The sequence below is a fragment of the Streptomyces sp. NPDC028928 genome (assembly GCF_055564915.1).
The window spans coordinates 413,681-438,544 of the sequence record NZ_JBVHVI010000002.1 but is presented as its reverse complement, the minus strand read 5'-3'; the positions used below and the strand labels follow the sequence as shown (position 1 = coordinate 438,544).

Here is a 24,864-nt window from a genome sequence, read left to right as displayed (position 1 = left end):
GCGCCTGCCCATCGGGGTGCGGGCCGGGGTGCGCGGGGTCCACGTCGCGGCGACCGAGCCGTACGGGCCGGCACCGCCCGGGGCACCTCCCCCGGTTCGGGCCGGCCGTGTGCGCCGGCCCGGGACACGGAAGAGGCCCGCCGGGATCCAGGGGACCTGGGATCCGGCGGGCCTCTTCTACGGGAAGTACCGCGTCAGCGCTTGCCCACCAGCTTCCAGGCCGTCGGCAGCACGCCCATCGCCAGGGCGGCCTTGAGGGCGTCGCCGAGGAGGAAGGGGGTGAGGCCGGCCGCGATCGCCTGGGAGGCGGAGAGGGGGGCGGCCAGGGCCAGGTAGGGGACGCCGACCGCGTAGATGACGGCCTCGCCGAGGATCATCGTGCCGGCCATGCGCAGCGCGGAGCGGTCGGCGCCGCGGCGGGCCAGGGCACCGACGAGGGCGGAGGCCAGCAGCATGCCGAGGACGTAGCCGAAGGAGACCAGGCCCGCTCCGGAGGCGCCCTGGGCGAACCACGGCACGCCCGCCACGCCGGCGACCGCGTACAGGGCGAGCGAGAGGAAGCCGCGGCGGGCGCCGAGGGAGGTGCCGACGAGCAGCGCGGCGAAGGTCTGGCCGGTCACCGGCACCGGGGAGCCGGGCACGGGCACCGACAGCTGGGCCGCGAGGCCGGTGAGCACGGCGCCGCCGACGACGAGGGCGGCGTCGCGCACGCGGGACGCGGGGAGCAGGTCGGCGAGGACTGCGCCGGGGCGGACAGCGGTGGTGGCGGTGCTCATGGGGACTCCGCGGGATGGTGTGGACACGTCGGGACACCGTGACGCTATACCGGCGCGCTCGCGCGATCACCGTCAGTGGTCGACAAAGGCGGCAACGGCGACTTGGTGCGCTTCACACAAACGGTGCCGCTTACACACGGTGGGGCGTGATACCAGTCACGGAGGCAGAGACGTTCCGCTCACTTCCCCGCGTCGATCAAGAACTGTAGGGTCCCACCAAAGTACGCGCCGCCAGTCGGTAGCCGGTCCTTCACCTTGTGTGCGGCCGGTGTCCGGATAGTGGGCAACCTCTTCGCGTGAGCGGACGGTCCGCCCAGACTGGCGGGGTTTTTGCCCGTCCATCGCACTGGGAGAGCCGCGCCCCATGCCCAGCAGCACGACCAGGGAGACGTCCCCGCAGCAGCGGGCGGACGGCTCCCTCTCCCATGGCCTGAAGCAGCGCCACCTGTCGATGATCGCCCTCGGCGGTGTGATCGGCGCGGGCCTGTTCGTCGGTTCCGGTTCGGGCATCGCCGCCGCCGGTCCGTCCATCGTGATCGCCTACACCCTCTCCGGCCTCCTGGTGATGCTGGTGATGCGGATGCTCGGCGAGATGTCGGCCGCCTACCCGTCCTCCGGTTCCTTCTCCGCGCACGCCGAGCGGGCGATCGGCCCCTGGGCCGGCTTCACCGCGGGCTGGTCGTTCTGGGTGCTGCTCTGCACGGCGGTCGGCCTGGAGGGCATCGGCGCCGCGAAGATCGTCCAGGGCTGGGTGCCGGACACCCCGCAGTGGATGTGGGTCGCGCTGTTCATGGTGGTGTTCTGCGGCGCGAACCTGGCCGCCGTGAAGAACTTCGGCGAGTTCGAGTTCTGGTTCGCCGCGCTGAAGGTCGGCGCGATCAGCCTCTTCCTGATCCTGGGCGTGCTGGCCATCGCGGGCGTACTGCCCGGCACGGACGCCCCCGGCGCCTCGAACCTGACCGACTTCATGCCCAACGGCAGCGAGGGCCTGCTGCTCGGCCTGCTCGCCTCGGTCTTCGCGTACGGCGGCCTGGAGACGGTCACCATCGCGGCGGCCGAGTCGGAGGACCCGGTGCGGGGCGTGGCGTCCGCCGTACGGACGGCGATGTGGCGGATCGCCCTGTTCTACATCGGCTCGATGGCGGTCGTCGTCACCCTGGTCCCGTGGGACTCCGAGGAGGTCGTGGCGAAGGGCCCGTACGTCGCCACCCTCGACCACCTGGGCATCCCGGGCGCGGGCCAGCTGATGAACGTGGTCGTCCTGGTCGCCCTGCTGTCCGCGATGAACGCGAACATCTACGGCGCCTCGCGCATCGCCTACTCGCTGGTCGAGCGCGGCCAGGGCCCGAAGACGCTGGCGAGGCTGTCCGGCGGGGTGCCCCGGATCGCGGTCCTAACCTCCTGCGTCCTCGGTTTCGTCTGCGTGGTGCTGAACTACTGGCGCCCGGACGACATCTTCAAGTGGCTGCTGAACATGATCGGCGCGGTCATCCTGGTCGTCTGGGTCTTCATCGCGGTCTCCCAGCTGCTGCTGCGCCGCCGTATCGAGCGCGAGGCGCCCGAGAAGCTGGTCGTGCGCATGTGGGCGTTCCCGTGGCTGACCTGGGTCGCCCTGGCCGGCATGGCGGCGATCTTCGTGCTGATGGCCCGTGAGCCGGACACCCGGGTCCAGCTGTACTCGACGGGTGTGATGACGCTGGTCCTGGCGGCCGTCGGCTACGGCTGGCAGCGGGCGCGCGCCCGGCGCTGACCCCCGCGTCCCGGAAAGGCCCCCACGTGCGAGACGTGGGGGCCTTTCCGTCGCTCCGGCTCCCCCGCCGCCGTGAAGGGTGAGAAGACGATCACGAGGCCGGGGCGCCTTATTGCAACTGTATTGCAGTTACGGCAGACGATCAATAAGAGCAGGGCACGTTGAGGGAGAGCAGCGCGGTCTGCTCGCCCTCGATCCGCAGTTCGGTCAGCGCCGTGTTCCGCAGCCGCGGCAGCACCCGGCGGTACTCGGACAGGGGGATGTGCAGCAGGGCGCACAGCGCCAGGCGGAGCAGGCTGTTGTGGGCGACGACCAGGACCCGCTCGCCGGGGTGGGCGGCGGCGATCCGGCGCAGCGCCGCGGTTCCGCGTGCCGCCGCCGCGCGGGGGTCCTCGGCGCCGGGGAAGGGGTGTGCCACCGGGTCGGCGCGGAAGGCCTCGGCCGCGGCCGGCTCCCGCTCCGCGAACTCCGCGAGGGTACGGCCCTCCACCACCCCGAAGTCGCACTCCCGCAGGTCCGGTTCGCGGTGCGGGGTGAGACCGAGGGCCCGGCAGGCGGGCTCGGCGGTGGCGACGGCCCGGGACAGCGGCGAGGTCCACACCGCGTCCACGGGATGCCCGGCGGCCCACCGCCCCAGCGCCTCGGCCTGGGCGCGCCCGGTGTCCGTCAGGTCGACGTCGCTCACCCCGGCGTACCGGTTCTCGGCGTGCCACACGGTCTGCCCGTGACGGGCGAGGAGGAGCGTGGTGGGAGTCATGGGGAGCAGTATCCCGGGCGGATCCGCGCCTCACAGCCGTTCCCGCGCGTGCTCGGCCACCGCGCGCGGCAGCCACCCCCGCGCCTCCAGCTCCCCCACCAGCCGGGCGTACGGCTCGGCGAAGCGGGCGGTGCGGCCGGGCCGGGGCTCGACCGTCGTACCGGGCCGCACCATGCCCTCCGCCACCTCGGCGAGCGTCGGCCCCGCCCCGGTGCCGTACGCGGCGAGAGCGGCCATGCCCAGTGCCGGTTCGGTGGTGGCCGGGACGAGCAGCGGGCGGCCCAGGACGTCGGCGCGCAGCTGGGTCCAGTAGGCGCTGCGGGCCCCGCCGCCGGTGACGGTGAGGGGGCCGTCCAGGGGCGCGCCCAGGTGGTGGAGGTAGTCCAGGCAGAGGCGTTCGGTGAAGGCCACGCCCTGGAGGAGGGCCGCCCACAGGTCGGCGTCCGACTCCGGGTCGCCGAGCAGCAGGGAGGTGGCCCGCGGGGCGTGGAAGGGGAAGCGTTCGCCGGGCGAGACCAGGGGGTACGCGACCGCGGTCGACGGTTCGAAGGCGGCGGCGCGGGCGTCCAGCGCGGCCGGGTCCGCGCCCGGGAAGCGGGCCGTGAGCACGCCGGCGCCGACGCTGGAGGCCCCGCCGGGCAGCCAGGTGCCGTCGGGCGCGCGGTGGTTGTAGACCACGCCGGCCGGGTCGGACACCGGCCGCGCCGCCGCGCCCTTCAGCACCAGCGTCGTCCCCAGCACCGAGTTCCACGCGCCCTCGCGCAGCGCGCCGGCGGCGATCTGGGCGGCGCAGCCGTCGGTCATGCCCGCGATGACGGGGGTGCCGGCCGGGATGCCGGTGGCCTCGGCGGCGGCCGCGCCGACCTCGCCGAGCCGGGTGCCGGGGCGTACCACGCCGGGGAGGACGCCCACGGGGAGTCCGGTGACGTCGGGCCAGGCCTCGCGCCGCAGGTCGTACGCCGTCTTCAGGGCGTGGCTGGAGTCGCTGGGCACCCGGTGGCCGACCAGCCGGGCGGTGATCACGTCGGGCTGGTGGGCGACCCGGCCCGGACCGTGCGCGTCCACCAGCCACCGCACCTTGGGCAGCGCCCAGGTGTCCTGCACCGCGAGCCCCGCCGACCGCAGCCGCCCCGCCTCGGCCGCCGCCCGCCGGTCGTCGTACATCAGCGCGGGGCTCACCGGCCGGCCCCGTCGTCCGTGAGCAGCACCGTCCCGGACGTCCCGCACACCGCGACCCCGGCCACCCGGATCCGCGCCCCGGCGAGCGCCGCCCGGCAGGCCGCGCACACCGCGGCCCACCACTCCCCCGGGTCCTGCTCGTGCCGCACCCCGTCCCGGCGTCCGCGCGTGAGCGGCGCCGACCCGGTGCCGCGCACCGTGCCGTCGGCCGTCACCAGCAGCGCCCGTACCCCCTGCGTGCCGAGGTCGACCCCGAGCCACGCACGCTCCATCCGAACCTCCCGCTCTTCGCGACCGGCCCTGTGAACTTCGCTGTGAACTTCCCACGTTCCGCTGAGATTTCCGCGTGGTTTCCCCGTGCACAAGGGATTGACGGCCTTTCTCCGCCGTTACACCCTCTGTTGTCGAGTCGACTCGCGCTGTTGACCGCCCGACCCCACCGCCCCACCGACGGAGGTCCCGGATGGACAGGCACGTGCACGACCGCCGACGCTTCCTCGCGCTCACCGGGGCCCTCGCCGCCGCCCCGCTGCTCTCCGCGTGCGGCACCGGCTTCGGCGGCGGCGACGGGGACAAGGGCGGCGGTTCGGCCGCGGACGACATCACCGGCTCCTTCGACTGGAAGCGGGAGAAGGGCACCACCGTCAAGGCGCTGCTGAACAAGCACCCGTACACGGACGCCCTGATCGCCGACCTGAGGTCCTTCACCGAGAAGACCGGCATCGAGGTGAAGTACGACGTCTTCCCCGAGGACAACTACTTCGACAAGCTCACCGTCGACCTGGCCGGCGGGCGCGCCTCCTACGACGTCTTCATGCTCGGCGCCTACATGGTGTGGCAGTACGGCCCGCCGGGCTGGCTGGAGGACCTGGGCCCCTGGATGGCCAACTCCTCGGCCACCGACGCCGAGTGGGACCAGGCGGACTTCTTCCCGAACCTCCTCCAGGCCGACCAGTGGTCGCTGAAGGCGGGCGCCCCGCTCGGCCGGGGCGGGCAGTACGCGCTGCCGTGGGGCTGGGAGACCAACGTGGTCGCCTACAACACCGAGGTGTTCCGCGCACTGGGGCTGAAACCGGCCGAGTCCTTCGAGGAGTTGCGCGAGCTGGCCGGGGTGATCAAGAAGAGGGCGCCCGGCGCCGGGTTCGACGGGATGTACGGGATCGCGGTGCGCGGCTCGCGGAGCTGGGCCACCATCCACCCCGGGTTCATGACGATGTACGCCCGCAACGGCCTGCGTGACTTCACCGTCGAGGGCGGGAAGCTCACCCCCGCCATGAACTCCCCGGAGGCCGTCGCGTTCACCGAGGACTGGGCGGCCATGGTGAAGCAGGGCGGGCCGCCGTCCTGGACGTCGTACACCTGGTACCAGTGCTCCGGCGATCTCGGCGCGCAGAAGGCGGGGATGCTCTTCGACGCGGACACGGCCGCCTACTTCCAGGCCGTGAAGGGGGCGAGTCCCGCCTCCGGGAAGATCGCCTTCCATCCGGGGCCCAAGGCGCCGGACGGCTCCCTCGCCACCAACATGTGGATCTGGTCGCTCGGCATGAACGCCAGGAGCAGGCGCAAGAGCGCCGGCTGGCTGTTCCTCCAGTGGGCCACCGGCAAGGAGCACCTGCGCCGGGCGGCGCTCACCGGCAACCACATCGACCCGGTGCGCAGGTCCGTCAGCCAGGACGGCGCCTACAAGGACAAGATGCGGCACCTGCCGGGCTTCATCGAGACCTTCGAGACGGTCGTGGACCGGACGAGGATCCAGTTCACCCCGCAGGCACAGTTCTTCGACGCCACCACCAGCTGGGCGGCGGCCCTCCAGGAGATCTACGGCGGGAAGAACGCCCAGTCCGTGCTGGACGGGCTGGCGGGCGACCTGAAGCCGAAGGTCGCCTGATGCGCCCCGCCCTGCGCCCCTACCTCCTCGTCGTCCCGGCCCTGCTGCTGACCTGCGGGATCCTCTACCCGTTCGCGCTCGGCCTGTACTACACGCTGTTCGACTTCTCCGCGGCCAAGCCGCAGCCGGACCTGGTCCGCTGGCACAACTACGAGACGGTCTTCACCCAGGACGCCTTCTGGAACTCGGCCTGGGTGACCGTGCTCTACGCGGTCGGCGCGGCCGGGGTGGAGACCGTGCTCGGGGTCGCCGTGGCCCTGCTGCTGCACCGCTCGTCCCCTGTGGGCCGGGTCCTGGAGAAGATCCTCATCCTGCCCCTGATGATCGCCCCGGTGATCGCGGCGATCATGTGGAAGCTGATGCTCCAGCCGTCGGTCGGGGTGGTCGACCACCTGCTGGAACCCGTCGGGCTGGGCGGAGTGCAGTGGACGGACACCCCGACCGGTGCCCTGCTGTCGTCGATCGCCGTGGACGTGTGGGTGTACACCCCGTTCGTCGCCGTCCTCGCCCTGGCCGGACTGCGGTCGCTGCCCGCCTCCCCGTTCGAGGCGGCGGCCGTGGACGGCGCCGGCCGGTGGTACACCTTCCGTCGGCTGACCCTGCCGATGCTGTGGCCGTACGTGCTGGTCGCGGTGATCTTCCGGTTCATGGACTCGCTGAAGGTCTTCGACATCATCTACGCCCTGACCGAGGGCGGACCGGGCGATTCCACGGTCGTCCTCCAGATCCGGGCGTACCTGGAGGCGATCCGCTTCCAGCGGTACTCCTTCGGGATCACCTACACGATCGTGCTGTGGGCCGTGGTCTACCTGGCCGCGATGGTGCTGGTCCGGCGTCTGGGGCGGATCCAGCGCAAGGCGGCGGAGGTGTCCGCATGAAAAGGCGCCTGCCGGGGTGGCTCGCGGATGCCGCGCTCATCCTCTACTTCGTCTTCGCGCTCTTCCCGGTCGCCTGGATGGTGATCCTGTCGCTGAAGCCCGCGAACCAGCTCTTCAGCACCTACTTCTCCTTCACCCCCACCCTGGACGCCTACCGCACGGTGCTCGGGGACAGCGAGGGCGTCCCGTTCGTCCGGTTCTTCGTCAACAGCCTGGTGGTGTCGGTGGGCGCGGTCGCGCTGTCCCTCCTGGTGGGCCTGCCGGCCGCCTACGCCTCCGCGCGCTGGCGGTTCAAGGGCTCGGAGAACCTGATGTTCACGCTGCTGTCGTTCCGGTTCGCCCCCGAACTCACCGTGATCATCCCGCTGTTCGTGCTGTACCAGAAGCTGGGCCTGTTCGACACGTACGTGGGCATGGTGTGGGTGCTGCAACTGGTCACCCTGCCGCTGGTGGTGTGGATCATGCGGTCGTACTTCGCCGACCTCACCCCCGAGCTGGAGCAGGCGGCGCTGCTCGACGGCTACTCCCGCACGCAGGCGTTCTTCAGGGTGGCGCTGCCGCTGGTCCGGCCCGGTGTCGCGGCCGTGTCCCTGCTGGCGTTCATCTTCGCCTGGAACAACTTCGTCTTCCCGCTGATCCTCACGTCCAACGAGGCCCAGACGGTGACCGTCGGCGCGCTGTCCTTCCTCGGCGGTGACCGGCCCAAGTACCACCTCACGGCAGCCGCCGCCCTCGTCTCCGTCGTCCCGCCGCTGCTGCTCGCCCTGACCATCCAGCGGTACCTGGTGCGCGGGCTGTCCTTCGGGGCGGTGAAGTCATGAGCATCGCGCTGCGCGGCGTACGGAAGGCGTACGGCCGCACGACCGCCCTGGACGGGCTCGAACTCGACGTGCGGGAAGGGGAGTTCTTCTGTCTGCTCGGGCCGTCGGGGGCCGGCAAGACGACCACGTTGAAGACCGTCGCCGGTCTGGAGCGGCCCGACGCCGGCACGGTCGAGATCGGCGGCCGGGACATGCGGGACGTGGAGCCGTACGACCGGGGCGTGGCCATGTGCTTCGAGAGCTACGCCCTGTATCCGCACCGGTCCGTGTACGACAACCTGGTCTCGCCGCTGCGCTCCCCGCGGCACCGGCTGCCCGCGGCCGAGGCCCGGGACCGGGTCGGCGCCATCGCGGAACTGCTCGGCATCGGCGGCCTGCTGGACCGGATGCCGGGGCAGCTGTCCAACGGGCAGCGGCAGCGGGTCGCGCTCGGCCGGGTGCTGGTCCGCCCGGCCCGCGCCTTCCTGCTGGACGAACCGCTGTCCCACCTGGACGCCAAGCTGCGCCAGCAGATGCGGGCCGAACTGAAGGCGATCGGGGCCGTCCAGCGCACGACCACCCTGTACGTCACCCACGACTCCGTGGAGGCGCTCGCGCTCGGCGACCGGATCGGGGTGATCCGGGACGGGCGGCTCGTGCAGACCGGCACCCGCGAGGACATCTGGTACCGGCCGTACGACACGGAGGTCGCGCGCGCCTTCGGACGGCCCCGGATCAATCTGCTGCCGGGCACGGTCACGGAGGCCGGGAGCTTTAGGTCGGCGGACGGCGCGCTCGGACTACCGCTCCCGGTACGGGTTCCGGCCGGCACCGAGGTGCTGGTGGGTGTACGGCCCCGGGAGGTGTCGCTGACCGGCGACGGGCACCGGCTCACCGGGACGGTGTACGTCACCGAGGTGCTCGGCCGGTCCGTGGAGGTGACCGTGCGGATCGGCGCCCAGCACCTCGCGCTCGTCGCGGCCCGCAGCGACGCGGCCGGACTGCGCCCCGACGACCCGGTCCGGCTGTCCGTCCGGCCTGAGAACCTGCTGGTGTTCGAGGCCGACCGGGCGGATGCCCCGGGACGACGGATCGGGAAGAGCGCGTGATGAGCGGCACCGGTGCACAGCAGGGACCCGCGGCCCGGCAGGCCGCCCTGGCCGAACACGTCCTCGCCGAGGGCTCGGCGAGCGCGGCCGAGCTGGCCGAGCGGTTCGGGGTGAGTCTGATGACCATCCACCGGGACCTGGACGAGCTGGAACGGCAGGGCATCGTACGCAAGTTCCGCGGCGGGGTGACCGCGCAGCCGTCCGGGGTGTTCGAGTCGAACGTGCAGTACCGGCTGAAGACCATGCGCCCGCAGAAGGCCGCCGTCGCCGCGCACGCGCTGAAGCTGATCGAGCCCGGCATGGCGATCATGCTGGACGACTCCACGTCCGCCCTGGAGATAGCCCGCCTCCTCCGGCTCGGCGAGATCACCCCGCTCACGGTCGTCACCAACTTCCTGGAGGCGATCAACCTGCTCGCCGACCGGCGGAGCATCCGTCTGATGGCCCTCGGCGGCGACTACGACCCGCTGCACTCCTCCTTCCTGGGGGTGTCCTGCGTCGAGGCGATCGGGCAGCTGCGGGTGGACGTGTGCTTCGCGTCGACGTCGGCCGTGCACGGGGGCTACGCCTACCACCAGGAACAGCACATCGTGTCCGTGAAGCGGGCGATGCTCGACGCGGCCGCGCGGAACGTCCTGCTGATCGACCACACCAAGTTCGGCCGGGCAGCCCTGCACCGGGTCGTCCCGCTGTCCCGCTTCGACCTGCTCCTGGTGGACGACGGGGCGCCGGCCGAGGCGCTGCGGGACCTGGAAGAGCACAAGGTCAGGTACGAGGTGTGCGCGACGAAGGGCCGAGATGACGGGACTGGAGCTACGTGAGCTGCGCAAGACCTACCGGGCGCGGGGCCGGCCGGCGGTGGAGGCGGTCCGCGGGATCGACCTGCGCCTGGACTCCGGTGAGCTGCTCGGCCTGCTGGGACCGTCGGGCTGCGGCAAGTCCACCACGCTGCGGATGATCGCCGGTCTGGAGGCGGTGACCGGCGGGGACATCCTGGTCGGCGGGGCCTCGGTGACGGACCGGCCGGCGCGGCGGCGGAACATCGGGGTCGCCTTCGAGAACTACGCGCTGTATCCGCCGCTGACGGTCGCGGAGAACCTGGCGTTCGGGCTCAGGGCCCGCCGCGGCAGCCGTAAGGGGGACGTCTTCGCCAAGGTCGCCGAGATCGCCGAGCGGGTCGGGCTCACCGACGTCCTCGACGCCCGCCCGGCCGGCCTGTCCAGCGGGCAGAAACAGCGGGTGTCCCTGGCCCGCGCCCTGATCCGGGAACCGGACGTGCTGCTGCTGGACGAGCCGCTGTCCCACCTGGACGCGGCCCAGCGCGACACCACCCGCCGTGAACTCAAGCGCATCCAGCGGGAGACGGGGCACACCACGATCCTCGTCACGCACGACCAGGAGGAGGCCCTCTCCCTCGCCGACCGGATCGCCGTCATGCGGGACGGCGTGATCCAGCAGCTCGGCACCCCGTACGAGATCTACGACCATCCGGCCACCGCCTTCGTGGCCGACTTCGTCGGCGAGCCCGCGATCAACCTGCTGCCCGCAGTCGCCGACGAGGGCTGTGCCCGGCTGTCCGCCGGGGTGCGGATCCCGCTGCCCGTGCCGGTGCGGGCGGGCCGCCCGGTGCTGGTCGGCATCCGCCCCGAGGACCTGAGCCTCACCGGCGCGGACGGCATCCCCGCCCGGGTCGTCGCCCATGAACCCCTGCTGGAGTCCGGTATCGCCACCCTTGCCCTGGACGGGGTGGAGCGGCACCTGGTGGTCCTCACCGGGCCCGAGGTGCGGCTCGCCCACGACGAGCGGGTGCGGGTGACGGCCGGGCTCACCCATGTCTTCGACGCCGAGACGGGAGACTCCCTCAGATGACCTCCGGTGCTGTGCGTGTGGTGGCCGCCGGCGACCACTTCGTCCTGCCGTCCCTCATCACGGCCGCCCTCGCGAAGGAGGCCGACTGCGCGGTGCACGAGCTGACCCTGGGCTGGCCGCTGGAGCCGTTCGGGCCGGTGGCCGAGGTGAGCGAGGCCAGCGACGCCGAGGACGAGCTGATCGCGGCCCTCGCCGGTGCCGAGGTGCTGGTCACCCAGATGGGCCCGGTCACCGAACGCGTCCTCGCCGCCTGCCCCGGGCTGCGGCTGGTCGCCGTCTGCCGGGGCGGACCGGTCAACGTCAACCTGGCGGCGGCGAAACGGCACGGCGTACGGGTCTGCTTCGCGCCCGGCCGCAACGCCGCCGCCACCGCCGAGTTCACCGTCGGTCTGCTGCTCGCCGCCCTGCGCCGCATCCCGCAGGCCCACGACCTGCTGGCCCGGCAGGGCAGTTGGGCCGGCTCGTCCTACTACACCTACGAGCACAGCGGCCTGGAGCTGGAGGACCTGCCCGTCGGGCTCGTCGGCTACGGCGCGGTCGGCAGCCGGGTGGCGCGGGTGCTGTGCGCGTTCGGGGCGCGGGTGATGGTGTACGACCCGTATGTGCGCGGCGAGGTGCACGGGCTGCGCCTGTCCTCGCTGGAGGAGCTGCTGCGCCGGTCGGCCGTCATCACCCTGCACGCCCGGCTCACCGCCGAGACCCGCGGCCTGATCGGCGCCCGCGAGCTGGCGCTGCTGCCGCCGGGCGCGTTGGTGGTCAACGCGGCCCGGGGTCCGCTGCTGGACGAGGACGCGCTGTGCGACGCGCTGGCCGGGGGGCGGCTGTCGGCGGCGGCCCTGGACACCTACGCCCGCGAACCGCTCCCGCCGGACTCCCGGTTACGGGCCCTGGCCGACCGGGTGGTGCTCACCCCGCACCTGGGCGGGGCCGGCCGTGCGGTGGCGGAGAAGGCCGCCCGGATCGCCGCCGCCGAGGTGGGCCGCTGGGTGCGCGGGGAACCGCTCGCGCACTGTCTGACCTGAGGAGTCGGCATGTTGGTGGGGATCGATGTGGGCACGTCCCTGGTGAAGGCCGCCGCCTTCGACCGGGACGGGCGGGAACTGGCCGTGGAGGCCCGTCCGGTGGGCCTGGAGCTGCGCGGCGGGGCCGTCGAGCAGGACATGGAGGAGGTGTACGGCGCCCTCGTCGCGGTGCTCGGCGCGCTGACCGCGCGGGTGCCGGAGCCCGTGGAGCTGGCCGGGCTGACCGGGCAGGGCGACGGGGTGTGGCTGGTGGACGCGGCGGGCCGCCCGGTGCGGCCGGCGATCTCCTGGATGGACGGCCGGGCGCACGAGCTGGTGGACCAGTGGCTGGCGGACGGCACCTTCGAGGCCGTCTTCCGGCGCACCGGCAGCGCGATGTTCCCGGGCTGCCCGGGGCCGCTGCTGGCCTGGCTGGACCGGCACGAGCCGAAGGCGCTGGACTCGGCCGCGGCGGCCGTCTACTGCAAGGACATGGTCTTCCAGCGGCTGACCGGCGCCGGGCGGGCGGTGACGGACGTGTCGGACGCGTCGATGCCGTTCCTGGACCCGCGCACCCGGGCGTACGACAACCGGGTCGTGGAGCTGCTCGGCCTGACCCACCGGCGCCGGCTGCTGCCCCCGATCGGCGATCCGGTCGCCACCGGCGGGGCGAGCGGCGAGGGGCTGCCCGCCGGGACCCCGCTGGCGAACGGCCCGTACGACCTGCCGGCCTGCGCGCTCGGCGCGGGCGTCACCGCGCCCGGCGACGGCCTGCTGATCGTCGGCACCTGTCTGGCGAGCCTGGTCGCCACCACCGAGCCGGACCTGGGCGGGGAGCCGGCGGGGCTGTACATCTCCACCGACCGGCAGGGGCACTGGCTGCGCGCGATGCCCGCGATGGTCGGCACGGCGGCACTGGACTGGGTGCTGCGCACGACGGGGGCCGGGCACGGGGAACTGGACGAGCTGCTGGGCGCGGCCCCGCCCGGCGCGCACGGGGTGCGGGTGCTGCCGTACTTCGCGCCGTCCGGTGAGCGGGCGCCCTTCGTGGAGCCGGGGCTGCGGGCCGAACTCCTCGGTGTGTCCCTGGAGTCGACGCCCGCCGATCTGGTCCGGGCCACCTGCGAGGGCATCGGCTACGCGGCCCGGCACTGCCTTCAGGCGGCGGGCCTGACCGGCTCGCTGGCGGTGTGCGGCGGCGGCACCCGCAGCGCGGCGTGGACGGGCCTGCTGGCCGATGTGCTGGGCCGGCCGCTGCGGGTGGTGGAGGGCGAGGTCGGCGCGCGCGGCGCGGTGCTCGCGGCCGCCGCCCGGTACGGCGTCCCGCTGGACACCGCCGCCTGGACCGAGCCGGCCCGGCTGATCGAGCCGGACCCGGACCGGGCGGCGTACTACACGAAGGGCTACGAGGAGCACCTGGAACTGCTGGCCGGGGCACGGGAACGGGCCCGGCGCCGAGCGGTCACAGGTTGCTGAAGTCCGGGCCCTTGGTGCGGCTGCGCTTGATCTCGTAGAAGCCCGGTACCGAGGCCACGGCGAGGGTGCCGTCCCAGAGGCGGGCGGCCTCCTCGCCCTTGGGGGCGGGGGTGACGACGGGGCCGAAGAAGGCGATCTGCTCGCCGTCGGGGCCGGGCACCGCGATGACGGGGGTGCCGACGTCCTGGCCGACCTTCTCGATGCCCTCCTTGTGGGAGGCGCGCAGCTCCGGCTCGTACGGGGTGGAGTCCCAGTGGTCCATGAGGGACTCGGGCAGGCCGACGTCCCGCAGCGCGGCGGCCACGGCCGACTTCTCCGGGCCCTCGCCCTGGTTGTGGATGCGGGTGCCGAGCGCGGTGTAGAGGTCGCCGAGCACCGCCTCGCCGTGCTCCTGCTGGGCGGCGATGACGACGCGGACCGGGCCCCACGCCTTGGTCTCCAGCATCTCGCGGTACTCCTCGGGCAGCTCGTCCAGCCTGTCCTCGTTGAGGACGGCGAGGCTCATCACATGCCAGCGGACCTCGATGTCGCGGACCTTCTCCACCTCCCGCACCCAGCGGGAGGTCATCCAGGCCCAGGGGCACAGCGGGTCGAACCAGAAATCGACGGGGGTCTTGTCCGACATGTCTCTCCTCGTGAGGAACGCTTTCCCGGGAAAACGCCGCTGCTCGCTGTGCCATTCCCCGGTCCTCGTGTCAGGGGCTCATGGCAGGATCGGTCCTGTTCAGCCGCCATACACGCGATCACGAGGGAGTGCCGTCCGTGCCCGGTGAGAATCTGTCCCGCGACGAGGCCCGGGAGCGGGCCGCCCTGCTGTCCGTCGACGGTTACGACGTGTCCCTGGACCTGAGGTCCGCCGTCGGCGACGGGGGCGGCGAGCCGCGCACCTTCCGCTCGGTGACCACCATCCGGTTCCGCTGCAACGAGCCGGGCGCCTCCAGCTTCGCCGACCTGGTCGCGCCGCGCGTGACCTCCGTGTCGCTGAACGGCCGGGACCTGGACCCGGGCGAGGTCTTCGACGGCTCCCGGATCGCGCTGGAGGACCTCGCCGCGGAGAACGAGCTGGTGGTGGACGCCCAGTGCGCCTACTCGCGCACGGGTGAGGGCATGCACCGCTTCGTCGACCCGGAGGACGGCGAGGTCTACCTGTACACGCAGTACGAGCCGGCCGACGCCCGCCGGGTGTTCGCGAACTTCGAGCAGCCGGACCTGAAGGCGCCGTACCGCTTCGAGGTGCGGGCGCCCGAGGGCTGGACGGTGTGGAGCAACGGCGCCGGCGAACAGGCCGACGGGGTGTGGCGGTTCGCGGAGACGAAGCCGATCTCGACGTACATCACGTGTGTGGTGGCGGGCCCGTACCACTATGTGACGGACTCCTACACGCGCACCTTCGAGGACGGCACGAAGCTGGAGATCCCGCTCGGCGCGATGTGCCGCAAGGGTCTCGCCCCGCACTTCGACGCGGACGACGTGTTCCTGGTGACCAAGCAGGGCCTGGACTTCTTCCACGACCACTTCGACTACCCGTACCCGTTCGGGAAGTACGACCAGGCGTTCGTGCCGGAGTACAACCTGGGCGCGATGGAGAACCCGGGTCTGGTGACCTTCCGGGAGGAGTACATCTTCCGCGGGAAGGTGACGCAGGCCTCCTACGAGGGCCGGGCCAACGTCATCCTGCACGAGATGGCGCACATGTGGTTCGGCGACCTGGTCACCATGGAGTGGTGGGACGACCTGTGGCTGAAGGAGTCCTTCGCGGACTTCATGGGCACGTTCGCGAACGTGGGCGCGACCCGTTTCAAGGACGCGTGGATCACCTTCGCCAACCGCCGCAAGGCCTGGGCGTACCGGGCGGACCAGCTGCCGTCGACGCATCCGATCACGGCGGACATCCGTGACCTGGAGGACGCCAAGCTGAACTTCGACGGCATCACCTACGCCAAGGGCGCCTCGGTGCTCAAGCAGCTGGTGGCGTACGTCGGCCAGGACGCGTTCCTGGAGGGCGCCCGGCGCTACTTCAAGCGCCACGCGTACGGCAACACGCGCCTGGGTGATCTGCTGTCGGTGCTGGCGGAGACCAGCGGCCGGGACATGACGGCGTGGTCGCGGTCCTGGCTGCAGACGGCCGGGGTGAACGCGCTGACCCCGCAGGTGCTGCTGGACACCCAGGGCGCCCGGATCGCCGAGCTGGCGATCGTGCAGGAGGCGCCCGAGTCGCACCCGGAGCTGCGTCCGCACCGGATCGCGGTGGGCCTGTACCGCCGTACGCCCGAGGGCGCTCTTCAGCGGTACGCGCGCGTGGAGACGGACGTGCACGAGCCGCGTACGGTCGTGGCGGAGCCGGCGGGTGCCGAGGCGCCGGAGCTGGTGCTGGTCAACGACGACGACCTGACCTACTGCAAGATCCGGTTCGACGAGACCTCGCTGGCGACGCTGCGCGAGCACCTCGGCGCGATCACCGACCCGCTGGCGCGCGCCCTGTGCTGGTCGGCGCTGTGGAACATGACCCGGGACGCGCTGCTGCCGGCCCGGGACTTCGTGGACCTGGTGCTGCGGTTCGCGGGCCGCGAGTCCGACATCGGTGTGCTGCAGATGCTGCACGCCTGGGTGAACTCGGCGCTGGTGCACTACGCGGCGCCGCAGTGGCGGGAGACCGGCGGTGAGCTGCTGGCCGAGGGGGCGCTGCGGGAGCTGCGGGAGGCCGGGCCGGGCAGCGAGCACCAGCTGGCGTGGGCGCGGTTCTTCGCGTCCGTGGCGTCGGCCGAGCCGGATCTGAAGCTGCTGAAGGACCTGCTGGACGGCACGGTCGAGATCGAGGGCCTGGAGGTGGACCAGGAGCTGCGCTGGGCGTTCCTGGAGCCGCTGGCCGCGTACGGGGTGGCGGACGAGTCGGTGCTGGCGGCGGAGCTGGCCCGGGACGACACGGCGTCGGGCAAGCGGCACCAGGTGCGCTGCCTGGCCGCGCGGCCGTCGGCGGCGGTCAAGGCGCAGGCGTGGGCGCAGGTGGTGGAGTCCGACGCGCTGTCGAACGCGCTGGTGGAGGCGACGATCGCGGGCTTCGCCCGGCCCTCGCAGCGGGAGCTGACCGCGCCGTACGCGGAGAAGTACTTCGCCGCGATCGAGCGGGTGTGGCGGGAGCGGTCGATCCAGATCGGCATGGACGTGGTGCGGGGCCTGTTCCCGGCGTACCAGGACCGTCCGGAGACGCTCCGGGCGACGGACGCGTGGCTGCGGGCGCACGAGGACGCGGCGCCGGCGCTGCGCCGGCTGGTGCTGGAGGCGCGGGACGACCTGGCGCGGGCGCTGCGCGCGCAGGAGTGCGACGCGGCGGCCACCGACCGGTGAGCGTTGGCCTGAGCTTGCCCGGTCGGTGACCGTTACGAAATTCGGGCAAACATAGCCGTAACCCCTGGTCCGCACCCATTCGGACCAGGGGTTTTCCGTCCCTACTCGGCATCCGAACACCTGACCTTTAGTCCTGTGTTGTCCGCATTCCTCGACGGGCGTGTAACAGCGGTTAAAGGCGGGACGGGGCACGGGAATCCCGACGCCATGACCCACAACACCCCGCTCTCCCCCCGCCCCCTGCGCCACCTCGCCGACGTCCACCGCCGCGTGGTGACGGCCGCTCAACTCCGCTCCCACGGTGTGACGACGGCCGAGCTGTCCGAGCAGTGCCGCCCCGACGGCCCCTGGCGGGAACTGCTCCCGAATGTGATCCTGCTGCACCCGGGCCCGCCCACCGCCGAGGAGCGGCTGCACGGGGCCCTGCTGTACGCGGCCCGCGCGGCCGAACCGGCCGTCCCCGCCCAGCCGACGGCCGACAGCCCGCACCGGCCGCTGTACGCGGACGCGGTGCTCACCGGCCTCGCGGCGCTGGCCCTGCACGGTTTCTCGTGCGCCCCGCCGCTGCCCGCACTGGACCAGGTGGACGTCCTGGTCCCGCGGCTGCGCCGGCTGCGCTCCACCGGCCACGTCCGCGTCCTGCGCACCCCCGCCCTGCCCGCCCCGCACACCGTCGCGGGACTGCCGGTGGCGCCGGTGCCGCGGGCGCTGGCGGACGCGGTGGCGGAGCTGACGGACGCGGAGGCGGTACGGCGGCTGCTGACCGAGGCGGTGCGCGGCGGCCACTGCGAACCGGCGGCCGTGGTCCGCGAGCTGACCCAGGCGAAGCTGCTCGGCCGCCCGCACGTGGTGGACGCGGTGGATGCGCTGCTCGCCGAGGGCCGCTCGATCGCCGAGGACCGCCTGTACCGGATGGTCGGCGAGTACGGCCTGCCCGACCCGGTCTGGAACGTCGACCTGCGCCTGCCCGGCGGCCCGCACCTCGGCGGCGTCGACGCCTACTGGCCGGACCAGGCGGTCGCCGTCGAACTCGACACGCGCGCGCCCCGGCAGGACGACGACGCCCTGTGGTCGGAGTACGCCCGCAAGCGCGAGCACCTGGAGCGCCTCGGCATCACGGTCGTGTACCTCACGCCGAAGAAGCTCCGGGACTCCCTGGAGCAGCAGGCGGCGGTGGTGCGGACCGCGCTCATGGCGTCCGGGGACCGCGACCCGGCCGCGTACGTCGTGGTGCTGCCCCGGTAGCGACGGCCGCCCGCTTGTCCTGTTCTCCTGCGCCGGCCGGGTGAGGACTCACCGGAACGGACCAGCCGGGCGGGCGGGGCGCGGGCGGGCCACGGTAGAGGAGAGTCATGAGACACCCCCGAATAGCGGCAGGCGCGTGCTCCCTCCTCCTCGCGGCCGCCTGCGCGTTCGCCGATCCCGCGACGGCACAGGTGGTACCCCGCACCGCGGCCGGCGGCTACGTGGCCCTCGGCGACTCCTACTCCTCCGGTGCCGGAGCCGGCGACTACCTGGCCTCCGGCAAGGAGTGCAAACGCAGCAGCCGGGCCTTCCCCGTGCTGTGGGCCGAGGCCCACGCGCCGGCCTCCTTCGCCTTCGCCGCCTGCAACGGTGCCGGCGCCGACGAGGTGCTGACCGAGCAGCTCGGCCATCTCAGCCCGCGCACCGCACTGGTCACGCTCACCGTCGGCGGCAGCGACTCGGGCTTCGTCTCCGTCATCGCGAACTGCGCGCTGGGCGGCGCCAAAGGCTGCACGTCCGCGGTCGCCCGGGCCCGCACCACCATGGACGGGTCCCTCTCCGCCGGCCTGGACCGGCTCTACTCGGCCATCCGCAACCGGGCCCCCGCCGCCCATGTGGTGGTGCTCGGCTACCCGCACCTGTACCACCTCCAGGGCGCCTGCGCGCTGGGCCTCCCGGACAGCGAACGCGCCACCCTGAACGACGCCGTGGACCACCTCAACGCCGTGATCGCCCGGCGCGCCACCGCCCACGGGTTCACCTTCGCCGACGTCACCGCCGCCTTCGCCGGTCACGAGATCTGCTCGGCCCGGCCCTGGCTGCGCGGTGTCGACGTGCTGGCGATCACCGAGTCGTACCACCCGACGGCACCGGGACAGTCCCTCGGCTACCTGCCGGTGCTCAGCCGGGTGTCGTGACCGCTACAGCGGCTCCGGCAGGCGCGAGGCCCTCGCGTGCACATCGTCCAGCAGCGCCGCGTACGCCGCGATCATGCGCGTACGGCTGAAGCGTTCGCGGCTCGCCGCGAGGGCCGGGGCGAGACCGGCGCGGCCGGCGGCCGCCGCCGTCCAGGCCCGGGCGACGGCCTCGGGGTCCGACGGGGTCACGAAGCCGTGGCCCCGGACGATCCCGGCGCTGTCGCCCACGTCCGTGGTCACCGGGACCGCGCCGCACATCATGCCCTCGATCAGGCACAGCGGGGCCGCCTCCCCGGAGACGGAGGTGAGGGCGACGACGTCGGCGGCGGCGTACACGGTCTCCATGTCGCCGCGCACGCCGAGGAGGCGGACCCGGTCCGCGAGGTGCCGGTCCGCGCCGAACGCGCTCTCGATGCCGGCCCGCAGCGCCGGGTTGCCGTCGGTCATGCCCGCGCCGCACATCAGGACGTGCCCCTCGGGTTCGCGGGCGAGCCAGGCGCGGGCGGCGCGCAGGAAGAGCGGGACGTTCTTCATCGGGGCGTAGCGGGCCGCGAACACGGTCACCGGCGCCGGGGCCGGTATGCCCAGGGAGGCGCGGAAGGCGACCCGGGCGGCCGGGTCGGGGCGGAAGCGGAGCAGGTCCACCCCGTTGGGGATGACGTGCAGCAGCTCGCGCGGGACACCGGCGGCCTCGTAGGCGTCCCGCGTGGACTCGGCGCAGCAGACGCAGGCGGCCACCGTGCCGTCGGCGATGGCGGCCTTCAGCTCGGCCAGGGCGGGGCCCTGGTTCTCCGGGTCGGAGCGGTGCAGGCAGACCACGACCGGGCGGCGGGGCAGCCCGGCCTGGTTGAGCAGCGCCAGCGGCTGCTCCTTCAAGGAGAGGATCACATCCGCGGCGGCCATGGACCGTGCGGTTTCGGCCAGCTCGGGCCCGCTGAAAACGTTCGCCGCGAGCGTGCCGTCGACCAGCCCGGCGGTGCGGCCGAGCGAGGTGACGCCGACCCCGCCGGCGGTCAGCGCCCGGTAGCAGGGGTCGTCCTCCATGCGCTGCCGGGTGGCCTCGCGGTGGACCTCGCCATGGATGCTGAGCACCTGGTGGGACTGGCCGCCCTCGGCCAGTCCCCGTACGACGTCGGAGTGCACGATCCGGGCTCCCCCGGAGAAGAACCCCTCGTAGACCGACAGCACACGCAGTCCGTGCCTCGTTCGCACACGACCACCCGCCTTGCACATAAATCGAGCCATCCCCGTGAAAAGCGGGTTAGCCGATATGAGGCGGTACGGACATTGCGTACGTGTTAACGCAGAACTACGCGAATGAAACGGCGGCTAGCAGAACTCCCCCTCGATCACCGCGTCCGTGTCCCCGGTCCAGTCCCCGTTGAAGTTGAGGGCGAGAGAGTGGCGGCCGTCCGCCGTCGTCACCGCCGAGGACGCGGAGCCGTGGATGCCCCCGTCGTGGCCCCAGACGTGAACGCCGCAGGTCAGCTTGGTGTCCATGAGACCGAGGCCGTAGCGGATGTTCGGCACGCCGTCGATCTTCACGGTCGTCTTCATCTCCTTCAGCTGGCGCGGCGGGAGGAGCTTGCCGCCGAGCAGGGCACTGTAGAAGCGGTCCAGGTCCGCGGAGTCCGAGATCATCTCGCCGGCCGAGGAGGCCATGGACGGGTTGAGGGTCGTGACGTCGTACGTGGGGCCCGTGTCCGTCTCGGCGAGCTTGGAGTAGGCCCGGCTGCTGGGCCGCGGGACCGTGACCTTGGTGCCGGGCACGGAGGTGGCCGTCAGGTGCAGGGGCTGGAGGATGCGGCGGCGGATCTCGGTGGCGTACGCATGCCCCGTGACCTTCTCGATCACCATGCCGGCTACGACGTAGTTGGTGTTGGAGTAGTTCCAGGAGGTGCCCGGGGCGAAGTCCGGCCTGTGCCGCAGGGCGATCGCCACGAGGTCGCGCGGCGCGAGGGTGTCGTAGCGGTGCTCGAAGAAGCCGTCCTTGGCGAAGTAGGCGCGGGCGAAACCGGCGTCGGACGTGTAGTCGTAGATGCCGCTGGTGTGGTTGAGGAGCTGGCGGACGGTGATGCGGCGGCCGTCGTGGCCGTGGCCGCGGACGACGCCCGGCAGCCACGTGTCGACCTTGTCGTCCAGGGACAGCCGGCCCTCCGCCTCCAGCTGGAGCAGGACCGTGGAGACGAAGGTCTTGGTGATGCTGCCGACGCGGTAGCGGTCGGCGGCCGAGCGCGGCGCGCCCGTGCGGGTGTCGCCCACGCCGGCCGTCGCCGACCAGGTGCCGTGGCTGTCCCGCGCGGTCGCGGTCACCCCCGGCACGCCGGCCGCGACCGCCGCCTCGATCGCCTTGCGGGTGTCGGTGTGGCCACCCGTGGACCGGGTGCCGGTGGCCGCCACCGCCGGGGCCGCGAGGGCCGCGGAGAGGAGCAGGGCCGTGGTGCCCACCAGAGCCGTGCGTACGCGCATGTCTTCCCCAACCTGTGATGTGTGGTGCGGTCGGGGGGAGGGACCTCGGTGCGTTGTGCGAGGGTTGCCTGGTGTAACCCGGTTGAGTGACTTTCAGCCCTTCTTCAGCACCAGCTCGGTGTTCCGGTCGGCGGCGCTTCCGGCGAGGGTCTTGTTGGCGCCGGGGGCGTTGTAGGACAGCTCGCGGTAGAGGGCGGCGAGGCCGGTCTGGGAGAGGTCCGCGTAGTCGGTGCGGTGCGGGGCGGCGGACTCGATCAGCGTGGTGAACAGGGAGATCGTGCCGTCCTTGTTGTCGACCAGCTCGATGATCCGGGCGAGCTGCGGGTAGTCGACGTGCGAGGCGGTGGAGATCTCCCAGAAGGAGCGCCCGCCGGAGGCCTGGTGCGGGGTGACGACGTTCTTGTGGATGTGGCCGTTCACCCAGGCCAGCACGCCCGCGTGGGCGGACAGGACCGAGACCACCTCGGCGCCGCCGTGCCGCTTCTCCCCCGGGCGGGCCGGGTCGGGCCGGGTGTTGGTCATGGTCTTGCTGGTGTGGTGGCTGAAGACGACGGCGTAGGAGTCCTTGTTGTCCTTCAGCGTCCGGTCGAGCCACTTCAGCTGGGCGGTGCCGATGGAGCCCTCGTAGTGGCCGCCGGCGTCGGTGGTGTCGAGGCTGATGCCGATGACGTCGTCGGAGATGCGGAAGGCGTAGTACTGGGTGCCCGCGTCCAGGTTCGCCGAGGAGTAGCCGTGCCCGACCGGGCCGAGGCCCTGGTACGCCGGGTCCAGGTGGGCCTTCAGGTAGTCGGCCTGGGTGTACGGGGCGCGCTTCTCGTCCGGGGTGACCGAGCGCATGGAGCGGGCGTGGGCCTTGAGGAAGTCCCGGTAGCCGGTGCCCTTGGGGTCCTTGGCGTATCGGATGGCGTCCTGGAGTCTCCTGGCGTCGGCGGCGGAGACGCTCATCAGCTTCTTCCCGCCGATGGCCGCCTCGGCGAGGTAGCGGTCGCCGTGGGAGCCGTAGCAGCCGAGCGGGAGGGAGTCGTGGTTGCCGACGGTGGAGTACCAGGGCAGGTTGAGGCCGGGGCTCCTCACCTCGCGGATGGCGGCGGCCAGGAAGCCCTTGAGGTAGGGGAAGCCGAGCGCCTTGTCGTGGTCGCGGGTGCCGGACCCGGGCTGCCAGTACAGCTTCAGCCCGGAGTTCTGCACGCCCTCGTAGTGCCGCGGGTCCCCGGAGTTGGGGGTGATCCGGCCGCCGCTCATCACCCTCATGAACCACTCCAGTTCGGAGTGGGCGTTGTTGTCGGTGTTGTCGCCGGTGGTCATCACGAAGTGCAGCGGGGCGCCGGTGACGGGGGCGCCGCGCAGCGCGTTGACCCGCTCCACGAGGGAGATCGCGCCGGGCACGGTGAGCGCCTCGTGCGGGCGCCAGGCGTGCACGTCGTTCGAGCGCAGGTACTCCAGGCGCAGCGGGTGCTGGACGTCCATCAGGTGCAGGTCGGTGAACTGCACGAACGCGGCGAGCGCGGTACGGTGCTCCGCGCGGCCGGACCTGGGCGCGGCCAGCTCGGCGCGCACGACCCGCTTCCAGCCGGGCCCGTCGCCGAGGCGGCGGTAGCCGGAGCCGCTGCGGGGGGCGGCGACGGAGGCGACGGTGGTGCCCTTGGTGTAGGGGGCGAGCGGGGCCGTCGCGGCGGCCCGCCGGGAGTTGACGACCGGCGCCTGCGCCGCCTCCGGCGGCGCGGTGGCGGCCTGGCTGCCGGTGGAGCGCAGGGCGTAGCCGACGCCCGCGGAGAGCGAGACCGCTCCGGCGGCGGCGAGGACGGTACGGCGGTTGACCTCCAGGGCGGAGGCGGCGACAGAGCGTATGCGCGACATGGCGCGATCTCCCCGAGTGCGAACGCGTCGGCAGTGTTCGCGGACCGTCGCACACACGAACGGCCCGCTCACTGTGGATCGTTGGCACCGGGGATGACCTGCGCGTGAACACGGCCGCAACGCGCAGCGCCGAACACCGTACGTGGATCACGGGGTACCGGGTGCGGTCATGGAGTGGATCGCGGCCGGCCGGGGACCGGTCACTCCTCGTTCATCTGCCGGGGTACGGGTACGTCCTCCAGGTGTCCGTGGGGCGGGCGTTCACGCCAGAGCCGCAGGGCGATGTCGACCATCGGCACCCGGACCAGGCCGGGCACGGTGTCCAGGTGGTGCCAGGCGGCGAAGTCGGTGGATCCGCCGACCTCGTAGCGGAGTTCACCGCCCGTGATCTCGCCCTCGTAGACGATCCGCAGCCCCTGGTGGTCCATGCGGCGGCCGACGCGGGGGTCGCCGATCAGCCGGTGGGAGTCGACGCCGAGGAGACCGGTCACCTCGATGCGGTAGCCGGTCTCCTCGGTGACCTCGCGGCGGACCGTGTCGTAGGGGTCCTCGCCGTGCTCCATGCCGCCGCCGGGCAGCACCCACTCGGGCCTGCCGTCGGGCGCCGGTGACCGGGCGAGCAGGATCTGTCCGTCACGGACGCACACGGCGTAGGCCGCCACCCTCAAGTTCCGTCGCATGGGCGGACGTTAACGCTACGGCTCCGGGTTGGCGGGTGAATATTCCGGCGCGGACCAGCGCAGGGGCAGGGCGTCCGGGGTCCACAGGGCCTCGGTGAGGGTGAAGCGGACGGTACGGGTGCCGTCCTCGGCGTACTCGGTGCGGGCCTCGCCGGTCAGCTGGAGGGTGCTGCCCGTCTCCCAGTCCAGGAAGAGCAGGCCGGCACGGGGGTCGGCGTACAGGTTGCCGAGGCTGAGGAACATGGCGTTGCCGGAGTAGTCCGGCCAGGTCAGCTCGTACGGTGAGGCGGCCTGGACGAAGCCGGGGTTGCCGCCGCGGTGGCTGGTGTCGGCGCCGGTGCGGTGGACGGTGGTGAGGAAGAAGGTGTCGGCGGCTCGGATGAACTCCGCTTGCTCGTCGCCGAGTTCGGTGAGGTGGCGGGGGGTGCCCGGGGTGCGGTCGACCGTCTCGTAGGACTCCCTTCGCTGGATGTACTTGGGGCAGTTGGAGAAGACCTGGTCCGCGTCGACGGTGAAGCCGGTTGCCGTCGGCTCGAGCCGGCCGTTGAGACGCATGCGGCGGCGGGTTCGAGGGTCCAGGGCGATGGTGCCGACGGTTGTGCCTCCGCTGAGAGCGTGAGCCGCGTGCACCGCTATCCGCCGGGGCCCCGTCGCCCGTACGAAACCCGGGGTGCCCGTGAGGGCGTGCGCCCACACCCTCCCCGTCCCCGGGTCCGGCCCGCCGACGACCAGCAGGGGCTGCTGCTCCAGGAAGGCCGCCGCGACCGGCTTGATGTCCTGGCCCAGGGAGCGGCCCACGTGGTCGGCGCGGTCGCGGACGCCGGCCCGGTCCTGCACCGCCCGCGAACCCGCGTGGTAGACGCTCATG

Annotated in this window: 20 protein-coding genes and 1 pseudogene; 12 read left to right on the top strand and 9 right to left on the bottom strand. The window is 72.7% G+C overall.

Annotated elements, in window-relative coordinates:
* Nucleotides 1-194 precede the first annotated feature (194 nt).
* Nucleotides 195-776: a biotin transporter BioY gene (locus tag ACZ4U1_RS07815; RefSeq protein WP_467900903.1), complete on the bottom strand. Its 582-nt coding sequence runs from the start codon at nucleotides 774-776 to the stop codon at nucleotides 195-197.
* 364 nt (nucleotides 777-1,140) lie between these two features.
* Between ACZ4U1_RS07815 and ACZ4U1_RS07810 the strand changes: the two genes are divergently transcribed.
* A complete protein-coding gene (locus tag ACZ4U1_RS07810; RefSeq protein WP_467900901.1) occupies nucleotides 1,141-2,526 on the top strand; it encodes an amino acid permease in 1,386 nt (461 codons plus the stop codon).
* A gap of 142 nt (nucleotides 2,527-2,668) precedes the next feature.
* Here the strand turns inward: ACZ4U1_RS07810 and ACZ4U1_RS07805 are convergent, their stop codons facing one another.
* Both ACZ4U1_RS07805 and ACZ4U1_RS07800 read right to left on the bottom strand, forming a co-directional pair.
* Nucleotides 2,669-3,283 carry a histidine phosphatase family protein gene (locus ACZ4U1_RS07805; RefSeq protein WP_467900898.1) on the bottom strand — a complete coding sequence of 205 codons (615 nt, stop codon included), beginning with the start codon at nucleotides 3,281-3,283 and terminating at the stop codon, nucleotides 2,669-2,671.
* Between the two features lie 30 nt (nucleotides 3,284-3,313).
* Nucleotides 3,314-4,734, bottom strand: a pseudogene (locus tag ACZ4U1_RS07800) (FGGY-family carbohydrate kinase).
* A gap of 191 nt (nucleotides 4,735-4,925) precedes the next feature.
* On the opposite strand from ACZ4U1_RS07800, the gene ACZ4U1_RS07795 reads away from it, so the two are divergent.
* From ACZ4U1_RS07795 to ACZ4U1_RS07760, 8 genes are read left to right on the top strand one after another with little or no spacing between them, the layout of a single operon-like run.
* Entirely contained in the window at nucleotides 4,926-6,350 is a 1,425-nt protein-coding gene (locus ACZ4U1_RS07795; protein WP_467900896.1) for an extracellular solute-binding protein, read from the top strand.
* On the top strand, nucleotides 6,350-7,228 hold the full coding sequence (locus ACZ4U1_RS07790; RefSeq protein WP_467900892.1) for a carbohydrate ABC transporter permease: 879 nt from the start codon (nucleotides 6,350-6,352) through the stop codon (nucleotides 7,226-7,228). Before ACZ4U1_RS07795 ends, ACZ4U1_RS07790 begins: the two co-directional genes overlap by 1 nt.
* Entirely contained in the window at nucleotides 7,225-8,049 is an 825-nt protein-coding gene (locus ACZ4U1_RS07785) for a carbohydrate ABC transporter permease (RefSeq protein ID WP_467900890.1), read from the top strand. The genes ACZ4U1_RS07790 and ACZ4U1_RS07785 overlap by 4 nt, the downstream gene beginning before the upstream one ends.
* Nucleotides 8,046-9,137 (top strand): ABC transporter ATP-binding protein, encoded by a 1,092-nt coding sequence (locus tag ACZ4U1_RS07780; RefSeq protein WP_467900888.1) that lies wholly within the window; start codon nucleotides 8,046-8,048, stop codon nucleotides 9,135-9,137. Before ACZ4U1_RS07785 ends, ACZ4U1_RS07780 begins: the two co-directional genes overlap by 4 nt.
* A complete protein-coding gene (locus ACZ4U1_RS07775; RefSeq protein ID WP_467900885.1) occupies nucleotides 9,137-9,958 on the top strand; it encodes a DeoR/GlpR family DNA-binding transcription regulator in 822 nt (273 codons plus the stop codon). Before ACZ4U1_RS07780 ends, ACZ4U1_RS07775 begins: the two co-directional genes overlap by 1 nt.
* Entirely contained in the window at nucleotides 9,936-11,006 is a 1,071-nt protein-coding gene (locus tag ACZ4U1_RS07770; protein WP_467900883.1) for an ABC transporter ATP-binding protein, read from the top strand. The genes ACZ4U1_RS07775 and ACZ4U1_RS07770 overlap by 23 nt, the downstream gene beginning before the upstream one ends.
* On the top strand, nucleotides 11,003-12,028 hold the full coding sequence (locus tag ACZ4U1_RS07765; RefSeq protein WP_467900880.1) for a 2-hydroxyacid dehydrogenase: 1,026 nt from the start codon (nucleotides 11,003-11,005) through the stop codon (nucleotides 12,026-12,028). The genes ACZ4U1_RS07770 and ACZ4U1_RS07765 overlap by 4 nt, the downstream gene beginning before the upstream one ends.
* Before the next feature lie 9 nt (nucleotides 12,029-12,037).
* Nucleotides 12,038-13,483 (top strand): FGGY family carbohydrate kinase, encoded by a 1,446-nt coding sequence (locus ACZ4U1_RS07760; RefSeq protein WP_467900878.1) that lies wholly within the window; start codon nucleotides 12,038-12,040, stop codon nucleotides 13,481-13,483.
* Here ACZ4U1_RS07760 and ACZ4U1_RS07755 read toward each other — a convergent pair.
* Nucleotides 13,470-14,108 carry a mycothiol-dependent nitroreductase Rv2466c family protein gene (locus tag ACZ4U1_RS07755; protein ID WP_467900875.1) on the bottom strand — a complete coding sequence of 213 codons (639 nt, stop codon included), beginning with the start codon at nucleotides 14,106-14,108 and terminating at the stop codon, nucleotides 13,470-13,472. The genes ACZ4U1_RS07760 and ACZ4U1_RS07755 overlap by 14 nt on opposite strands.
* Before the next feature lie 137 nt (nucleotides 14,109-14,245).
* Here ACZ4U1_RS07755 and pepN point away from each other — a divergent pair, with 137 nt between their 5' ends.
* The 3 genes from pepN to ACZ4U1_RS07740 all read left to right on the top strand — a co-directional run bounded on the left by pepN (nucleotide 14,246) and on the right by ACZ4U1_RS07740 (nucleotide 18,990).
* Nucleotides 14,246-16,828 (top strand): aminopeptidase N, encoded by a 2,583-nt coding sequence (gene pepN / locus ACZ4U1_RS07750; RefSeq protein WP_467900873.1) that lies wholly within the window; start codon nucleotides 14,246-14,248, stop codon nucleotides 16,826-16,828.
* Between the two features lie 207 nt (nucleotides 16,829-17,035).
* Nucleotides 17,036-18,073: a hypothetical protein gene (locus ACZ4U1_RS07745; RefSeq protein ID WP_467900871.1), complete on the top strand. Its 1,038-nt coding sequence runs from the start codon at nucleotides 17,036-17,038 to the stop codon at nucleotides 18,071-18,073.
* A 107-nt stretch (nucleotides 18,074-18,180) separates the two neighbouring features.
* Nucleotides 18,181-18,990: an SGNH/GDSL hydrolase family protein gene (locus ACZ4U1_RS07740; protein WP_467900869.1), complete on the top strand. Its 810-nt coding sequence runs from the start codon at nucleotides 18,181-18,183 to the stop codon at nucleotides 18,988-18,990.
* A 3-nt stretch (nucleotides 18,991-18,993) separates the two neighbouring features.
* Here the strand turns inward: ACZ4U1_RS07740 and ACZ4U1_RS07735 are convergent, their stop codons facing one another.
* The 5 genes from ACZ4U1_RS07735 to ACZ4U1_RS07715 all read right to left on the bottom strand — a co-directional run bounded on the left by ACZ4U1_RS07735 (nucleotide 18,994) and on the right by ACZ4U1_RS07715 (nucleotide 24,863).
* Nucleotides 18,994-20,178: a glycosyltransferase gene (locus tag ACZ4U1_RS07735; RefSeq protein WP_467901460.1), complete on the bottom strand. Its 1,185-nt coding sequence runs from the start codon at nucleotides 20,176-20,178 to the stop codon at nucleotides 18,994-18,996.
* Nucleotides 20,179-20,319: 141 nt separating this feature from the next.
* Nucleotides 20,320-21,459, bottom strand: coding sequence for a serine hydrolase domain-containing protein (locus tag ACZ4U1_RS07730; RefSeq protein WP_467900867.1), 1,140 nt, complete (start codon nucleotides 21,457-21,459; stop codon nucleotides 20,320-20,322).
* 93 nt (nucleotides 21,460-21,552) lie between these two features.
* Nucleotides 21,553-23,316: a TIGR03767 family metallophosphoesterase gene (locus tag ACZ4U1_RS07725; protein WP_467900865.1), complete on the bottom strand. Its 1,764-nt coding sequence runs from the start codon at nucleotides 23,314-23,316 to the stop codon at nucleotides 21,553-21,555.
* Nucleotides 23,317-23,516: 200 nt separating this feature from the next.
* Nucleotides 23,517-23,996 carry an NUDIX hydrolase gene (locus ACZ4U1_RS07720; protein ID WP_467900863.1) on the bottom strand — a complete coding sequence of 160 codons (480 nt, stop codon included), beginning with the start codon at nucleotides 23,994-23,996 and terminating at the stop codon, nucleotides 23,517-23,519.
* A 15-nt stretch (nucleotides 23,997-24,011) separates the two neighbouring features.
* On the bottom strand, nucleotides 24,012-24,863 hold the full coding sequence (locus tag ACZ4U1_RS07715; RefSeq protein ID WP_467900861.1) for a pyridoxamine 5'-phosphate oxidase family protein: 852 nt from the start codon (nucleotides 24,861-24,863) through the stop codon (nucleotides 24,012-24,014).
* Nucleotide 24,864 lies beyond the last annotated feature (1 nt).

What these genes read in the sequence shown, in the direction of transcription:
- ACZ4U1_RS07745 (WP_467900871.1), top strand. Translation starts at nt 17,036, where the DNA reads ATGACCCACAACACCCCGCTCTCCCCCCGCCCCCTGCGCCACCTCGCC.
- ACZ4U1_RS07815 (WP_467900903.1), bottom strand. Translation starts at nt 776, where the DNA reads ATGAGCACCGCCACCACCGCTGTCCGCCCCGGCGCAGTCCTCGCCGAC.
- ACZ4U1_RS07785 (WP_467900890.1), top strand. Translation starts at nt 7,225, where the DNA reads ATGAAAAGGCGCCTGCCGGGGTGGCTCGCGGATGCCGCGCTCATCCTC.
- ACZ4U1_RS07720 (WP_467900863.1), bottom strand. Translation starts at nt 23,996, where the DNA reads ATGCGACGGAACTTGAGGGTGGCGGCCTACGCCGTGTGCGTCCGTGAC.
- ACZ4U1_RS07755 (WP_467900875.1), bottom strand. Translation starts at nt 14,108, where the DNA reads ATGTCGGACAAGACCCCCGTCGATTTCTGGTTCGACCCGCTGTGCCCC.
- ACZ4U1_RS07810 (WP_467900901.1), top strand. Translation starts at nt 1,141, where the DNA reads ATGCCCAGCAGCACGACCAGGGAGACGTCCCCGCAGCAGCGGGCGGAC.
- ACZ4U1_RS07790 (WP_467900892.1), top strand. Translation starts at nt 6,350, where the DNA reads ATGCGCCCCGCCCTGCGCCCCTACCTCCTCGTCGTCCCGGCCCTGCTG.
- ACZ4U1_RS07740 (WP_467900869.1), top strand. Translation starts at nt 18,181, where the DNA reads ATGAGACACCCCCGAATAGCGGCAGGCGCGTGCTCCCTCCTCCTCGCG.
- ACZ4U1_RS07770 (WP_467900883.1), top strand. Translation starts at nt 9,936, where the DNA reads ATGACGGGACTGGAGCTACGTGAGCTGCGCAAGACCTACCGGGCGCGG.
- ACZ4U1_RS07775 (WP_467900885.1), top strand. Translation starts at nt 9,137, where the DNA reads ATGAGCGGCACCGGTGCACAGCAGGGACCCGCGGCCCGGCAGGCCGCC.
- ACZ4U1_RS07760 (WP_467900878.1), top strand. Translation starts at nt 12,038, where the DNA reads ATGTTGGTGGGGATCGATGTGGGCACGTCCCTGGTGAAGGCCGCCGCC.
- ACZ4U1_RS07730 (WP_467900867.1), bottom strand. Translation starts at nt 21,459, where the DNA reads ATGCGCGTACGCACGGCTCTGGTGGGCACCACGGCCCTGCTCCTCTCC.
- ACZ4U1_RS07805 (WP_467900898.1), bottom strand. Translation starts at nt 3,283, where the DNA reads ATGACTCCCACCACGCTCCTCCTCGCCCGTCACGGGCAGACCGTGTGG.
- ACZ4U1_RS07765 (WP_467900880.1), top strand. Translation starts at nt 11,003, where the DNA reads ATGACCTCCGGTGCTGTGCGTGTGGTGGCCGCCGGCGACCACTTCGTC.
- ACZ4U1_RS07780 (WP_467900888.1), top strand. Translation starts at nt 8,046, where the DNA reads ATGAGCATCGCGCTGCGCGGCGTACGGAAGGCGTACGGCCGCACGACC.
- ACZ4U1_RS07715 (WP_467900861.1), bottom strand. Translation starts at nt 24,863, where the DNA reads ATGAGCGTCTACCACGCGGGTTCGCGGGCGGTGCAGGACCGGGCCGGC.
- ACZ4U1_RS07795 (WP_467900896.1), top strand. Translation starts at nt 4,926, where the DNA reads ATGGACAGGCACGTGCACGACCGCCGACGCTTCCTCGCGCTCACCGGG.
- ACZ4U1_RS07725 (WP_467900865.1), bottom strand. Translation starts at nt 23,316, where the DNA reads ATGTCGCGCATACGCTCTGTCGCCGCCTCCGCCCTGGAGGTCAACCGC.